Source organism: Nostoc sp. DedQUE05, assembly GCF_034530955.1.
Classification (GTDB): domain Bacteria; phylum Cyanobacteriota; class Cyanobacteriia; order Cyanobacteriales; family Nostocaceae; genus Nostoc.
The window spans coordinates 122,733-137,528 of record NZ_JAVRCB010000017.1; the positions used below are offsets into that span (position 1 = coordinate 122,733).

Below are 14,796 nucleotides of genomic sequence, written 5' to 3' on the forward strand. Positions count from 1 at the left end.
ATTTTTATGTACTAAATAACTGTATATTTACATAAATCTCATGATTGTAATGCAGACTCAAGTTTATCAAGTTCATCGTTGAGATATGCTAGTTTCGCTTCTTCATCAAGAAGTTGCTGTTCTAAGAGGATGTCTGAAAACTTTTTAGTGTTGTATTTGATACTTGTAGATCCCCCTAAATCCCCCTTGAAAAGGGGGACTTTGAGATAAATTCCCCCCTTTTTAAGGGGGGCTAGGGGGGATCGGGCGTAATGTTTAATACTTCTCAGACATCCTCTAATTGAAACTTGACTGCCGTAGCAGCCTCAATAGCCAAAGCTTTCTTCATCTGCCTTAACTTCTCGCTGCGGATGTCAAACTCTGCCTGAAGTGCGTCTAGTTTTTGTTGCGATCGCACTGTAAAATGCCATTATTTACACAGATTTAGGATATTGGTTACAAGGTAATTTTTATGAAAACCAATGAGCAACCAGCAAGACCAAGACAATATTAATTTTTTAATTCAACAACTACACACAAGTCAGGATAACTCAGTTCTCAAACAGGTTGCTGAACGTTTGGGGTTTTTGGGTGCTGGTAATGCAGATGTAATTAATGCGTTAATTGACCTAGTATGTACCACACAAGATGAACCTACGCGCTGGGTAGGAATTCAAAGCTTAGGCAAAATTGGTACTGATAACAATGATGTTATTCAAACACTAATTAAGCAACTCAGTACTGTTCAGCCACCTACCTGTAGGGTAATAGCACAGAACCTAGCGAAAATTGCTGTTTGTAACGAACAGGCAATTACGACTCTGGCTAACCTAGCACGTAACACCTCTGATGAAGTAACTCGCGAAGCCATTGCTTATACCTTGGGGTACATCGGTAAAGGGAACCAGGATGCAATTCAAACTTTGATTTATTTAATACACAATAGTTCTTATGATTATGTTCGCCAAACTTCTATCTGTAATTTTAATTATTTACCATTTTACGATTATTGAGATATTCAAATTTATTGAATATCTCAATCTATCAAAGAAATTCTGGGTCGTTTAATATTTGCTCCATCATTTCACCGAATGAGCGATAACGCTGTGCGCCAAATGAAGCAGTTGAAAAGCTACAAAACCAAGCTTCCCATTCACCATCTATTGCAACGATCTGAGGATTTAGTAAAAATATCATACCCATATCTTCACTGCTTATTTCCAATGCTGTTTGTAGATACTCTGGTCGGGATATGACATCATATTGCTCATCGCCATAAACAAAATACTCTTCATCTGTTAATGGTGATTCAGATCAAGTTTCGATTAATTCATCTACAAAATCTTGATGGTCAGGAGCATACCATACAATATCTTCAGTTCCACAAAATTCTAGACCATATTCTGATATAGGACGCAACCCATTAGAAGCTTTCAAAAACTCTCGGTAAGAAGGTGGAAAAGTTACATTTAAACGAGCTTCGGTAGCAACTATTTCCTCCTCAGTTGCACCAAGATAACCTAAGTAGCCAGATTTGCGAACTTCTGGGGATAAATCTTCTTCATAATTATCTTCAAGAAATATTTCTATTCGCTTTTGGCTCCATTCTCTAATACGGTTTTCCCAGTGAGTTTTTTTCATTCTTTGTAATATTTTAAGATAGCTAAACTGATGTTTAACATACTATTATTCACTTGAATTCAATACAACGATAATTTCTGCTAGCCTAATTCCCAAAGGTTTCCAGTGTGGATTGCTGGAGGAAAAAGTACCATCCCCTGACACTGCTTGGTAGTCATTGAGAAACTTTTCAGAAGCATTGGGAGCAGCGTCTACTCGGAAAATGATTTTGCCTTGATAACGGGATAATTTACTACTATCTAACAAAATCGTGCCGCCGTAATCCCAACCCAATCCATAAAGTTTAAAATTACCTAATTTTTTACGTAACTCGCTCAACGAGGTTCCCACTCCAATACCTTCGCGGGTTTTCCAAGCTGAACCTAGATTACGCACATCTAGAGGTTTGGTACGAGTATTATCACTCCAAACCACTAGCAGCGATCGCCCCTGATTTAGATTTAACTGAGTAGCTGCAAAACTACCTATTCCTTCAGCACCAGAGATAGTTTTATCAACGAGATGGGATGCACCAAACAATCTGACTAAATCCTGCTTGGTGGTTGTGCGTGTTATCGGCCCCACTCTTTCCCCAGGAACAATTAAGGTATCTTGTAAGGGTTGCGATTTAGCAACAGTAATTGGGTGATTGATTTTCTGGGGTAGTGCAAAGGCTGGGTTTGCCGAATAGTTTAGCAGTAAAGCTAAAGTAGCTGTAGCAATGCCTTTGATTGATGAATTCATAGGTTCTATTATTGGGTAGTAGAATATGAGTGAGAAGTTCTCATATTTTAACTACTACAAATTACCAATTAAAGATTCCCGATTTTCTAATAACTTTATTTCATCGCTCTAGTTGCGTTTAAAATTGCCAGCATTGCTACTCCGACATCAGCAAATACAGCTTCCCACATTGTCGCTATCCCGAAAATACCCAATCCAATAAATACACCTTTAATTGCTAACGCAAACCCAATATTTTGCCAAACAATTTGCCTTGTTTTTCTGGCGATTTGGATTGCTTCTGCCACTTTCGATGGTGCATCTGTCACGATCACAATATCTGCAGTTTCTATCGCTGCATCTGAGCCTAATCCACCCATTGCCATACCAACATCTGCTCTAGCAATCACTGGGGCATCATTAATTCCATCCCCAACAAAGGCAACTTTACCATGCTTACCGGCGGTGCTGAGTAACTTCTCAATGGCATTAACTTTTTCTTCAGGTAATAACTCTGCTTCGTAGGTATCTATACCGATCTGTTGAGCAATGCAAGAAGCGATCGCTTGATTATCTCCTGTTAACATTACTGTTCTTTCTACACCCATTCGCTTGAGTGCTTGAATAGCTTCTCTAGCATCTTCTTTAAGTTCATCAGCAATGACAATATAGCCAGCGTAAATATTATCCACTGCTAGGTGAACAACTGTTCCCTCTAACTGGCAATTATCGTGAGAAATCTTCTCTCTATGCAATAGGCGATCGCTTCCCGCTATCACTACCCTATTTTCAATTTTGGCCCTAATTCCATAGCCTGCTATCTCTTCATAATCTCCAATCTCAAATTCATCTATTTTTCCACCATAAGCCTTGCAGATAGATTGAGCGATGGGATGATTAGATTGTGATTCTACTTTGGCAGCTAATAGCAGCAGTTCTTGTTCATTCCAGCCATTTAATGGTACTATTTCTACTACTTTGAATACTCCTTTCGTTAACGTCCCAGTTTTATCAAAAACAACTGTCTTAACTGCATTTAAAGTATCTAAAAAAGTAGAGCCTTTTACCAAAATCCCACGTCTAGCTGCACCTCCCACACCTCCAAAGTAACCTAATGGAATACTGATAACGAGTCCACAAGGACAGGAGATAACTAGTAAAATTAGGGCACGATAAATCCATTCAGAAGACGTTGCACCCGAAATGAATAAAGGAGGCAATATTGCAACTGCTAGCGATGTAAAAACTACGATTGGTGTATAATATTGGGCAAATTTAGTAATAAACTTTTCTGTTGCTGCTTTTTTACTTTTGGCATTTTGCACCAAGTCTAAAATCTTGGCAATGGAAGATTCATCAAATAGTTTTGTGACTCTAATGACGAGCGCACCTGTTTTGTTAATCGTCCCAGCAAAAACTGTTTCTCCAATTCTTACCGTTCGCGGTACAGATTCTCCAGTTAATGCAGATGTATCAACTTGCGAATTACCATCTATAATTTCGCCATCTAAAGGAATCTTTTCTCCCGGCTTGACAACAATAATATCTCCAATGTTTACTGTTTCTGGCGATACTTTCTTCAGTTCTCCTTCTATTTGGATATTCGCATAGTCTGGGCGAATTTCCAATAATGATTTGATCGAATTACGAGAGCGGCTGACGGCAATATCTTGGAACAATTCTCCAATTTTGTAAAATAACATTACCCCGACAGCTTCGGGTAATTTATGAATTGCGATCGCTCCTAATGTTGCTACCGTCATTAAAAAGGTTTCATCAAATATTCTACCTCTGACTATATTGCGTCCAGCAGTTTTTAAAACACTCCATCCACTTAATAAATAAGCAGGAATGAAAAGTAGATATTCTCCTATTGAGTAGAATGTATTGTGTAATTGATTTTCAAAAATTACACCAGGCGCATATAAACTTAAAATTGCTACCAAAGGCAATATCTCATTTTTCAGATTGAATTCTCCTCCGTGTTCGTGATTGTGGTCATGGTTATGATTCTCATTATGATTGTGATGATGAACATGGTTATGATTCTCGTGATGGTCATGTTCACAGCTGCAACAATCTGAAGATTCCAAATGTACTTTCTGCTTCATTTTTTCTATGTAGGCTAGTAAATTAATTGAGATATGAGCCTTTTTTTAAATGTAATGAAAAAAAGAAGTTTTTACAAGTTGGTATTTTAAGAACGAGAATCTATCTCAATCCGGTTCGGTTAAAATTTTTTGATGAAAATTATAGATAGCTAAAGATGCGATAAATCACTGTCTCTTGTCTTAACCTATCTTGATGATTAAAATTAAGATTTTTAATCTTGTAAAAATAGCTATGGCGGCTTTCAATTGTATAGAATTATCTAAGATATAAATTTTGTTCCTAGCGAACAATTTATTGCTCTGTATAACAATTTAAAGGGCTAGAGGGGCTAATTACTAGCTCTAATTTGATTAAGCTTTTATACTTATATCAAGCAAATAATAACCGTCTTGGGAATATACAGCGGATTGAAATTTGCTCAATTGCATAAGGTTACGTCTAAAAGCTAGATATCAAGCCTGTTTGATTGTTGAATTATAATGTAGTAAATAATTTCCGAGCGAACTGGTATAGAGATGGAACTTTCTTGGGTAACAAGTGTCTATCTAGCTATTCTCAGGGAAAATTCACTTGAAGTTTGAAAGTTAATCGAATACCCTAATCTAATAGACAATTTTCTCAAGGAAATCTATGAACAAAAAAATTCTTCTGAATTTGCTTTCCAGTTCTTCAATTTTTGTGTCGATGATGTCTACGCTGGTGGCATTTCATCCTGCCCATGCTAGTGGTAGCATTACACAGCGATTACTGCACACACAAGACGGTCGTACCTGTATCACTAACCCACATGGTGGACAAGATTTTGTGTGCATTCGAGATTCAGAGAGAAAACATCCGTATACCTCTAAGAGTTCCTCAACTATTGTCACATCAGTATCAGATCGGAATGTTGCGATGTTGAACTTTACTGAAGAGGAAAGCGATGCTGCAATTAGAGTATTTGGTTGCGACTGTCCATTATGTATAAATTCTTTGCGTCAGTTGCAGGGTACTGGAAACTTGGTGTACTAAGATTGAATAGCGCTGATTGCGACTATAACTTTTGTTAGATACACGCGATTAATCACGCATAAAAAATATACGAAACCAAAAAAGCATTTTTAACTAAGTACCACTACTATTATTTGATAACATGTAAGTTCATTGCTGGGGCAACTCATGAATTGCCCCAACAGCAACTATTTTTGCATAAGTACTGAGAGAAAAAGATGCACAGAAATTATTAAATACCTGTGTCTGCCAGAGCGTCCTATTTATTCAACTACCTCATTCACAGGGAATCTATCAATCAACTGCATCGCCCGATAGGCATTGCGCAAGAAAGAGTCTTGCAAATGGGGAATGTGGGGTATCTGCGACAATAAATCCAAAGTCCGGCGTAAAATTCTCACTACATCGCCTTCATCCAAGGTAGTGTTCTCGCAGAGTTCTGTCCACTCCATTCCCAGGGCCCATTGTTCGACTATAGCAATCAACTCAAATTCCAACCATATCGGCAGCGCTACGTTATACCGCCGTTGTCGTTGGAACATTTGGTGGCGAATTCCCCGCAATTTTTTCAAGGCTTCTGTCACTTCATTACTTAGATCGAAGTTAACCTTGCTATCTGGACGGGGCGTTTCCATCACCAAAGCTGCTGCTGCTGCTGCTAAATGATGCGGGTCTAAATTGTCCAATTCACCACTAGCGAATACTAAACCCAGCCACAATTCATTTTCCCCTCGAATGGCGGCGGCAATTTGCCCTAGTTGTGTGGGGACTAAGTTATCCAAAGCGTCAAAATGTTGCAGAATGGCGATTAAATTGAGAAATTCTTCCCAATGACGTTGTGACTGTTGTTCTACATGCCCTTGCAACTGTTCGAGTTCGGCTTCTAGTTCGACATAACGGGCCCGACGTTTGAAAAGCGTTGCCGCATTGCCTGATTGATGTAGGGGATGAGCTTCTAATTGCTCTTGAACAGCAGTAACTTTACTGAGTTGTTCTGCTACTTCTGGTGCTACATGCAAAGATTCTATCGGATTGGGAATACGCACGGCGATCGCAAAGCTTTCTTCGTTACCACGGCGCGATTGTCCTGGCTTCAAAGGCATCTCTGGTGGTGGTAATACATCAGGCGGCACTTCAATTCGCGGTAGTTCGGCATACAAATCGACTACATCCCCTGTAGTTGCCACATACCAGCGGTTATCGTGCCCCAAGCATACCAAGTAAGGAGCTTGACCAGAACCAGGTGATTTTCCCACTAAAACTGCCGTTACCGGGGAAGACACCATGATATTTTTGCCCTTGAGACTCAACAGAGTTCCTGACACTGCAAAGCCCAACATCATCACCAATTCTTCTTGGCGGTTTTCCTGTGCTTGTTCTTGCAAGGTTTTCAATATCTGGCGTTCCACCTTCAGGCGTTGCCGCAATTTTTCATAAACAGCCAGTTCATTTTCATTAACTGCGGCGATTTGCTCATGAAGTTGAGCTAATTGGCTTTGCAATTCGGCAATCTCATCGTATTCCGGCCGTAAATGCAAGGTCGCCATGTACTGCCCAAAACTGCGCTCTATTAGTTCCCTGGTTTGCTCTAGGGTATGGGTTTGCAGCAAGTTGAGTACCATGCCATAACTGGGCGTAAACTGGCTTACTAAAGGGTCTGGCTTGGATGTTCCCAAATACGCGGCTTCTTTGGCTCCTTCAAAGGGAGTTTGAACTGTCACCACATGACCTTGTTTATCCATCCCCCGGCGGCCTGCTCGTCCCGCCATTTGCAAAAATTCAGAAGCGTTCAACAGGCGGTGTCCGGTGTCAGTCCGCTTGGAAAGGGTAGAAATTACCGTTGTCCGGGCGGGCATATTAATTCCTGCTGCTAGCGTCTCGGTGGCGAATACTACTTTAATCAGCCCTTGCTGAAATAGTTCTTCTACCAATGCTTTCCAAGCAGGTAAAATCCCAGCGTGGTGGGCAGCAATTCCCCGATACAGGGGGGCAATTTGTCCAGAACGTCCAGCTTCAGGATTGCGGGCTAAAAAGTCATCAATTTGTTGCCGCAAAATCTGAGACTCTTCATTATTTACCAGCCATAAATCACCCACTTCCGCCACCGCTTTATCACATCCCCTGCGGCTGAAGATAAAGTAAATGGCTGGGAGCATATCCCGTTGTTCTAACTGGCTCAAGGTATAAATTATACCAGGAGCCTCTGGTCTGCCATTTCTGCCCCTATCCCTTTCTCCCCCTTTCCCCTTTTTCTTCTGAAGTCGAGGGTTAATTTTGGTTTTACTATCATTCAGCAGGGGAAATAACCCTTTGGGATTGCAAAAGTGAAATTCTAAGGGAACTGGGCGAAAATCGGAGTAAATCAGGTCTGTTGGGCCGTGAACGCGATTTAGCCAGTCGGTGAGTTGATCGCTATTGGCAACCGTTGCTGAGAGGGCTGCCAGTTGCACTTCACGGGGACAATAGATGATTGATTCTTCCCAAACTGTACCGCGCTGGCGATCGTTCATGTAGTGGCACTCATCAAGTATCACCGCTTCAACGTCTACTAATGAGATGCCAATTTGCCCGATGGGTGTGCCATAGAGCATATTTCGGAAAATTTCTGTGGTCATCACCAAAATCGGTGCATCTCTGTTAATGGAAGCATCTCCAGTTAACAGTCCGACTCGATCGAACCCGAATTTTTCTCGAAAGTCACGTAATTTTTGATTCGACAGCGCCTTCAAGGGAGTAGTATAAAATACGCGCTTTCCTCGCGCTAGGGCGCGATAAATGGCGTATTCCCCAACTAATGTTTTGCCCGAACCTGTGGGCGCACATACAACTACGGAGCGCCCAGCGTTCAGGGACGCGATCGCTTCTTTTTGAAACTGATCCAGTTCAAAGGGAAATATAAACCCTAAGTCAAGTTCTGGAGACGGTGCAGGATAATTCACTCAATCACATTTGCAACCAGATTGTTTACTATACTAACGAGTCTTTTGTCAACTTCGTTAGTGGTCATTTGTCATTTGTCCTTTGTCCTTTGTCTTTTGTCTAAAACTAATGACCAATGACTAATGACAAATGACTCTTATTTATTTTCCCAGTTCTTGCGATCGCTCTGTGGCAGCTTTGACTGCTTCAATTAAAGCTGAACGAAATCCTGCCTGTTCTAGCTTGGCAATCCCCGCAATGGTTGTACCACCGGGACTGGTAACACGATCTTTGAGTTCTGCTGGGTGTATTTTGGTTTCCTGCAACAGTTTCGCTGTTCCTAGTACGGTTTGCAAGGCTAGTTGATTGGCAATTGCTCTGGGTAAACCTGCGGCTACTCCGCCATCTGCAAGTGCTTCTACCATGAGCGCTACGTAAGCGGGGCCGCTACCAGATAGCCCTGTAACTGCATCCATCAGCCCTTCTGAAATTTCCACGACTTCACCGACAGCAGCAAAAACTTGCTGTGCTATTTGGTAATGCTTGGCATTAGTATATGCACCTAAACAAATCGCAGTAACTCCTGCTCCCACTGTTGCCGGGGTGTTGGGCATTGCTCTAATCACTGGCAATTGCACAAATGCAGCTTCTAGCTGATTTAAGGGCACACCCGCCAAAATAGAAATGATTAGAGGTGTATGTTCTCTATTAAGAATATCAATATCTGCTAATTCTTGAGCGATCGCGCTAAACACCTGCGGTTTTACTGCCAAAAATAGAACTTCTTTTGCTTCAGTGAAAACCTGGCTATTATCTGTCGTTACAGCAACACCGTATTGCTGCTTTAAAAAATCTAGGCGTGAAGATAGTGGTTCGCTAACTATGACTTCTGATGATTGATAAATTCCACGCGCGATCAGGCGGGATAAGAGCGCTTCTCCCATTACCCCACCACCAATTAGGCCAAATTTTATAGTCATTAGTCATTAGTCATTAGTGAGCCAGCGCGGTCTTGGGGGTTTCCCCCATGAGTGACTGGCGAACCCGTAAGGGTCATTGGTCATTAGTCATTAGTCGTTTGTCATTTGTCACCATGAGCAAAACCCAGGACAAATGACAAAGGACAAAGGACAAAGGACTAAATACTAATTTAACTTTATTGTGCCATCCGGTTAGTTTCGTTGCCCCAGGTTTGATTTGGAGTACCTGTTGTCGGACGAGAGGGACGTACTGGTGGTTGTGGTACTTCATGAAGAACGCCACCTTGGGTGCTAACTTGGACACAACTTGGTGTAAACAAAAAGATGCTCTCACCGATGCGCTCTTGATGTCCATCTAGTGCGTAAGTACCACCTGCAACAAAATCTACTGCTCGTTGAGCTTGATCTGGGTCCATGATTGTCAGATTTAATACCACTGACTTGCGTTCGCGCAACGCTTGAATTGCCTGGGGCATTTCTTCAAAGGTGCGTGGTTCGAGTACTAAAACTTCCGAAATTCCGTTAATTGCTCCTGGCATACCAATCACATTCCCCATTGGCTTTGAACCTGCTGTCATATCATCTCCCATTGTAGGCACTGGTTCCCGCCAGCGTCGATTTTGAGCGGCTGGACTCTCTTGTGGTGCTGGCTGGGGATTTTCTTGCTGATACAGATTTTGGTAATTATTATTATCTGTTTCTGGTTCTTCTTCGTAATACTCGTATTCTACTTGCTCATTTAGACCCACAAAGTCTCTGAGTTTGGAAAATATGTTGTTCATGGTGCGTGTACTCTCCTGATGCGAATTGCCTGCATTGACTTGGCTGAGGATTGATTGAGTTAAGAGCGATGCCTACGGCGGTATACGCTACATCAATGGATACTTCAGCAACTTTATTGCTAGTTGTAGCCTATATTACGAGTTTTGGCGATGAACTGACACTTATTGGAAAGGTCTGTGCATCGCCCAAACACAATAATGAGTCAAGATTATATCCTAAGGTTTATCCGAAGGAAACTTCTTTATACCCCATTTTCTCTTGGCTATTGCTCTTGTCAATACTATATCCTTTGTTTCCGATTGCACCAGTCTGTTACAAAATTCTTGTCATCAAATCCTTAGCTTCTATTAATTTCTATTAATACCCAAGAGTAAGGCTGATGATTAATCGGCTAAGAGCGATCGCCAAACAATATGGTTCCTAATCGTACCATCGTTGCGCCTGCTTGCACTGCTAGTTCGTAGTCGCCTGACATACCCATAGATAGGTGCTGCATTTTAATATGCGACCAGTTTTGCTCCTGGATTTCTTTGGCTAGCTGACGATTGCGATTAAACACACTGAGAATTTCAGAATCATTTAATCCTGAAGGCGGAATTGTCATCAAACCTTGAATTTGTAAATTTTTGTAAGAATTGAGTGTGGGTAAATCAGCCAAAAGTTCTGGCACACTCCAACCAGACTTGTTGGGATCGGGGAGAATTTTCACTTGTAAGCAAACCTGGGGACTCACTCCTAGCTGTTGCGCCAATTGGTCTAAGCGCTGTGCCAGCTTCAAATTATCCACGGAGTGAATCCAAGGGAAATGCTCAATGGCTTTTTTGGCTTTATTGCTTTGCAAATGTCCAATAAAGTGCCAGGTAATATCCGGTAAGTCTTGCAACTCGGCTTGTTTGCTGGCAGCTTCTTGGATACGACTTTCCCCGAAATCACGAATTCCGGCGTTGTATGCAGAGCGAATGGCCTGGACAGAAACTTGCTTGCTAACAGCAATCAATTTGACTGAAGTTGGCAGTGAGGAGCGAATAGTAACAATACGTTCGGAAATCGAACTGTTCATTGGAAGGTGCGCTGGAAAACACTCTGAAGCTGATCGTACTCCTGAGAATGCCCACTGCGCCGCAGGGTACGTAAGCGATTTTCCAACATCATTCTTGCCTCAGTACGTCCTAGAGACTGGAATTTAACACCTTTAACGTCATTTGCCACCAAAAAAAATAAGCGCTGGGCATAAAGTGTGGTGAACAAATCCTGGTTCTCATCAACCATACAGATTTTGTAGAGTAAACCCCAAGTTGGATGGTTTATGTAAGTTTCTGCGTTTTCTGGATTCATTTAAGAGTCAAGGTGTAGTCAAGGTGGAAGTATATATATCTTTTCGCAGTGAATTCCAAACATTCAGACGATAATACCAACATTCGTCAGAATATTTGGTTAAAATGCGAAGCTGCGGTTACGAAGACCTCGATCTAGTTCCTAATGGGCAGATGAAGCTAGTGGTAGTGAAGCGCAATGGTACAACAGAAGCCGCGAAGCGTAGATTCAAAAAGTAGAGGCTGTTTGACAAATATCACCATCTGCTTTGGTGACTTCAATTTAGCAATCTGTGGGGACAAGGCACAAAACATTGCCGCTCCTCTGGTTGAAAGTTCGACGTGAGAAGGAAAAACACCCTTTGAAGTTCCCAACGGCAACGGCGAATTTTTCAACTTCTTTCCATACTGCCACAACTGTTGCCCAATGGCACAAAATTGGGGAAGGTGGGGTTCCCTCTGGGGATAAAGGGTAATGGGGATTGGGTACTGGGTACTGGAAGAAAACTATCATTTATGCAAAAGGTCTATTGATTATCCAGTATTTTCAGTGGTGCAATTTGTGCCTGAGCATTGTGCAGAGATTTATAAGGGTACTCGATCGAAAATCTTAAGATTAGTTTGTAGTGTTCGCGTAAGGCTGGTTAATAGCTAAAATCTACAGGAAATGGTAGGGGATCAATTTTATGGCTGGGTAGCTATTTAAATTACCCTACCATATTGTTACTTATAGCTCAATACTGTTCGGTTAAGGTAAGAGACGCGATGAATCGCAGTCTCTACAATAATTAGTCTTTGGTAGAGACGGCAATTTAATGTTTTACTTCTGACTCCTGAATTCTGAATTCTGCTGTATTACCTCTTACCATTTTTTCGGTGCAAAATTACGCCTGAGTTCCGATAGCTAGCCGTATTCCCCAGAATAAGATTAAAGTTGCGATCGCCAGCCAGTCACGCCCTTTTAATCGTAAATCGTGCCACTGGACTCGATGCTCATTGGGACTGGTAAAACCCCGCACCATCATGGCATTTGCCATTTGGTCGGCTCGTAAGAGCAGATTTTCTAAAAGTCTCTCTGCAACTGTCATCCAAACCTTGAATGCTCCTTTCAATCCCAGCTTTTTCCAATTAATTGCCCTTGTCATTACGGAGCGAAATAAGTTTTGCACTTCTTCTAAAACCAAGGGAATAAAGCGCAAGGACAAGGTTAAAGTTAAAGCAATTTCTGTGACAGGCAACTTGAAGCGTCGCAAGGGTTGCATTAAGCTTTCTATGCCAGATGTGATTTCTTCTGGTGCGGTTGTCAGCAGATAGAGGTTAGTGCTGTAAATGACGGTAAATATAAGTGTACTCAGGCGTACTGCCAAACTCAATGAGTAGCGAGTTACTTTAACCGGGCCTTTATGAAATAGCACGTAGCTGTATGCTTTTTTCTCGGCTGGTGGCTCTTGAATATTATTAGAGTTGGCTGGCTGCGTTAATATTTGTTCATTCGCTGGCAGACGTGACTGATAATCTACACCCAATCCATCAGGACTAATGGCTGCGATCGCTAGCACAAAAAAAGATAGCATTAATAGCCAACCCATTTGCTGCTGCCATACACGTCGGGGAATTCTGGCAATCAAGGTGGCAATAATCAAAATTACCACCAGCAGCACCCGCCAAAAGTTGTTGGCTAAAACATAGCTAGTTAAAAAGCTCATCAACCAAGCGAACTTGACTCGCGGATCGATTTTATGCAGCCAAGTTTGGGGTTGTTCTAAATAAAGTCCAAGTGGCAGCGATCGCAATAAATCCATTTTAGAGTTAGGAGTTAAGAGTGAGTAGTTAGGAGTGAGGAGTTAGGAGTTTTGACTTTAACTCATAACTTTCATCTTCTGCCGTTATCAAACTCAAGTCGATAGGGTTCTATAGTTAGCAATTTTGACTTTAACTCATAACTCTTGTACAGAGGCAATTAATCGCATCTCTCTTGTACAGACGCGATTCATCGCGTCTCCTAACTTATTTTGACGCGAGTTGCTCTATTAACATTACCACTTTCGGCATCACGGACTTTCTTGCTCCGCCACAGCAAAATTATTGGCGTGCCTTTAAATCCTAGCTGTTGACGAAATTGCCGTTCAATGTAGCGGCGGTAGTTGTCGTTGAAGCGTTTCGAGTCGTTGACAAATAGTGCGATCGTTGGTGGTTGGCTACTTACTTGTGTACCATAATAAATCTTCCCTTGACGCCCACCACGGGATGCCGGCGGTGAATGCCAGCTAACGGCATCTGTTAAGACTTCGTTAATCACTGATGTGCTGACACGGCGTTTGTGTGATTCAGCCGCCGTTTTCACCAATTCTAAAATCTTTTCTACCCGTTGTCCTGACAAGGCACTCACAAAAATTGTTTCTGCCCATTCGGTAAAATGTAACCGTGATTGCAGAGTTTTTTCGTAATCGTAAATTGTGTAAGAGTCTTTTTCGACTGCATCCCACTTATTAACGACGATGATGCAAGCTCGACCATCTTCGATAATCCGCCCAGCTAATTTTTGGTCTTGCTCGGTGACTCCATCTAAAGCATCGATTACTAATAAAACCACGTCAGCGCGGCGAATCGCTTTAAAAGCCCGGTTAATACTAAAAAATTCTGTGCCGTATTCGATGTGTTTCTTTTTACGAATGCCGGCGGTGTCAATCAAGCGGTAGGTTTGTCCGGCTCGTTCAATGACAGTATCAATAGCATCGCGGGTTGTGCCGGAAATGGGGCTGACAATTGCCCTTTCTTCCCCGACAAAAGAGTTGAGTAAGCTCGATTTGCCCACATTCGGGCGTCCCACAATTGCTACTTTGATTTCATTCGTTTCTGGAATGTCTTCAATAGCAGGGATGTGATTAACTAACTCGTCGAGTAATTCTCCTGTACCACTGCCATGAATCGCGGAGATGGGATAAGGTTCGCCCAATCCCAATTCCCAAAACTCGGCAGCTTGCATTAAGCCTTGTTCTGGGGATTCACATTTATTTACAGCTAGTAGTACAGGTACGGGTTGTTGGCGCATCCATTCGGCGATTTCTAAATCTGCCGATGTGGGGCCTGTTTGACCATCGACGACAAAAATAGCGCCACATGCTTCTGCAAGGGCTGTCATTGCCTGTTGGCGAATCAGTGGTAAAAATTCGGTATCATCATTAAAAACTAAACCACCAGTGTCTACCACTAAAAATTCGCGACCATTCCAGAAAGCTGGTAGATAAGTGCGATCGCGTGTCACTCCAGGTTCATCATGGACAATCGCCGTTTGTTCCCCGGCGAGTCGATTAACCAGGGTGGATTTGCCCACATTTGGGCGTCCGATAATTGCAACAATTGGCAGTGCCATAAAA

General features: G+C 42.1%; 14 protein-coding genes. 2 read left to right on the forward strand and 12 right to left on the reverse strand.

Annotated elements, in window-relative coordinates; genetic code table 11:
- Positions 1–265: 265 nt before the first annotated feature.
- Positions 266–397, reverse strand: a complete 132-nt coding sequence (locus RMZ42_RS15085) for a hypothetical protein (RefSeq protein WP_322672156.1) — start codon at positions 395–397, stop codon at positions 266–268.
- Positions 398–461: 64 nt separating this feature from the next.
- On the opposite strand from RMZ42_RS15085, the gene RMZ42_RS15090 reads away from it, so the two are divergent.
- A complete protein-coding gene (locus RMZ42_RS15090; protein ID WP_322672157.1) occupies positions 462–992 on the forward strand; it encodes a HEAT repeat domain-containing protein in 531 nt (176 codons plus the stop codon).
- A 31-nt stretch (positions 993–1,023) separates the two neighbouring features.
- On the opposite strand, the gene RMZ42_RS15095 is transcribed toward RMZ42_RS15090, so the two are convergent.
- From RMZ42_RS15095 to RMZ42_RS15110, 4 genes are all read right to left on the reverse strand, one after another.
- The gene (locus RMZ42_RS15095) at positions 1,024–1,176 is read right to left on the reverse strand and encodes a hypothetical protein (RefSeq protein ID WP_322672158.1); all 153 of its coding nucleotides are present in this window, start codon (positions 1,174–1,176) and stop codon (positions 1,024–1,026) included.
- Positions 1,177–1,293: 117 nt separating this feature from the next.
- Positions 1,294–1,620 (reverse strand): SMI1/KNR4 family protein, encoded by a 327-nt coding sequence (locus RMZ42_RS15100; RefSeq protein WP_322672159.1) that lies wholly within the window; start codon positions 1,618–1,620, stop codon positions 1,294–1,296.
- Positions 1,621–1,665: 45 nt separating this feature from the next.
- Entirely contained in the window at positions 1,666–2,343 is a 678-nt protein-coding gene (locus RMZ42_RS15105) for a hypothetical protein (protein ID WP_322672160.1), read from the reverse strand.
- Between the two features lie 95 nt (positions 2,344–2,438).
- Positions 2,439–4,433: a heavy metal translocating P-type ATPase gene (locus tag RMZ42_RS15110; RefSeq protein ID WP_322672161.1), complete on the reverse strand. Its 1,995-nt coding sequence runs from the start codon at positions 4,431–4,433 to the stop codon at positions 2,439–2,441.
- A 631-nt stretch (positions 4,434–5,064) separates the two neighbouring features.
- On the opposite strand from RMZ42_RS15110, the gene RMZ42_RS15115 reads away from it, so the two are divergent.
- The gene (locus RMZ42_RS15115; RefSeq protein ID WP_322672162.1) at positions 5,065–5,445 is read left to right on the forward strand and encodes a hypothetical protein; all 381 of its coding nucleotides are present in this window, start codon (positions 5,065–5,067) and stop codon (positions 5,443–5,445) included.
- A gap of 242 nt (positions 5,446–5,687) precedes the next feature.
- Here the strand turns inward: RMZ42_RS15115 and RMZ42_RS15120 are convergent, their stop codons facing one another.
- From RMZ42_RS15120 to der, 7 genes are all read right to left on the reverse strand, one after another.
- The gene (locus RMZ42_RS15120) at positions 5,688–8,363 is read right to left on the reverse strand and encodes an RNA helicase (protein WP_322672163.1); all 2,676 of its coding nucleotides are present in this window, start codon (positions 8,361–8,363) and stop codon (positions 5,688–5,690) included.
- A 141-nt stretch (positions 8,364–8,504) separates the two neighbouring features.
- Positions 8,505–9,323 carry a pyrroline-5-carboxylate reductase gene (gene proC / locus RMZ42_RS15125; RefSeq protein ID WP_322672164.1) on the reverse strand — a complete coding sequence of 273 codons (819 nt, stop codon included), beginning with the start codon at positions 9,321–9,323 and terminating at the stop codon, positions 8,505–8,507.
- Between the two features lie 176 nt (positions 9,324–9,499).
- Entirely contained in the window at positions 9,500–10,105 is a 606-nt protein-coding gene (locus RMZ42_RS15130; protein ID WP_322659462.1) for a cell division protein SepF, read from the reverse strand.
- A 392-nt stretch (positions 10,106–10,497) separates the two neighbouring features.
- A complete protein-coding gene (locus RMZ42_RS15135) occupies positions 10,498–11,166 on the reverse strand; it encodes a YggS family pyridoxal phosphate-dependent enzyme (protein WP_322672165.1) in 669 nt (222 codons plus the stop codon).
- Positions 11,163–11,441, reverse strand: coding sequence for a transcriptional coactivator PipX (gene pipX / locus RMZ42_RS15140; RefSeq protein WP_069068710.1), 279 nt, complete (start codon positions 11,439–11,441; stop codon positions 11,163–11,165). Before pipX ends, RMZ42_RS15135 begins: the two co-directional genes overlap by 4 nt.
- Before the next feature lie 862 nt (positions 11,442–12,303).
- Positions 12,304–13,221, reverse strand: coding sequence for an energy-coupling factor transporter transmembrane protein EcfT (locus RMZ42_RS15145; RefSeq protein ID WP_322672166.1), 918 nt, complete (start codon positions 13,219–13,221; stop codon positions 12,304–12,306).
- Between the two features lie 200 nt (positions 13,222–13,421).
- Positions 13,422–14,792 (reverse strand): ribosome biogenesis GTPase Der, encoded by a 1,371-nt coding sequence (der, locus tag RMZ42_RS15150; RefSeq protein ID WP_322672167.1) that lies wholly within the window; start codon positions 14,790–14,792, stop codon positions 13,422–13,424.
- Positions 14,793–14,796: the final 4 nt, after the last annotated feature.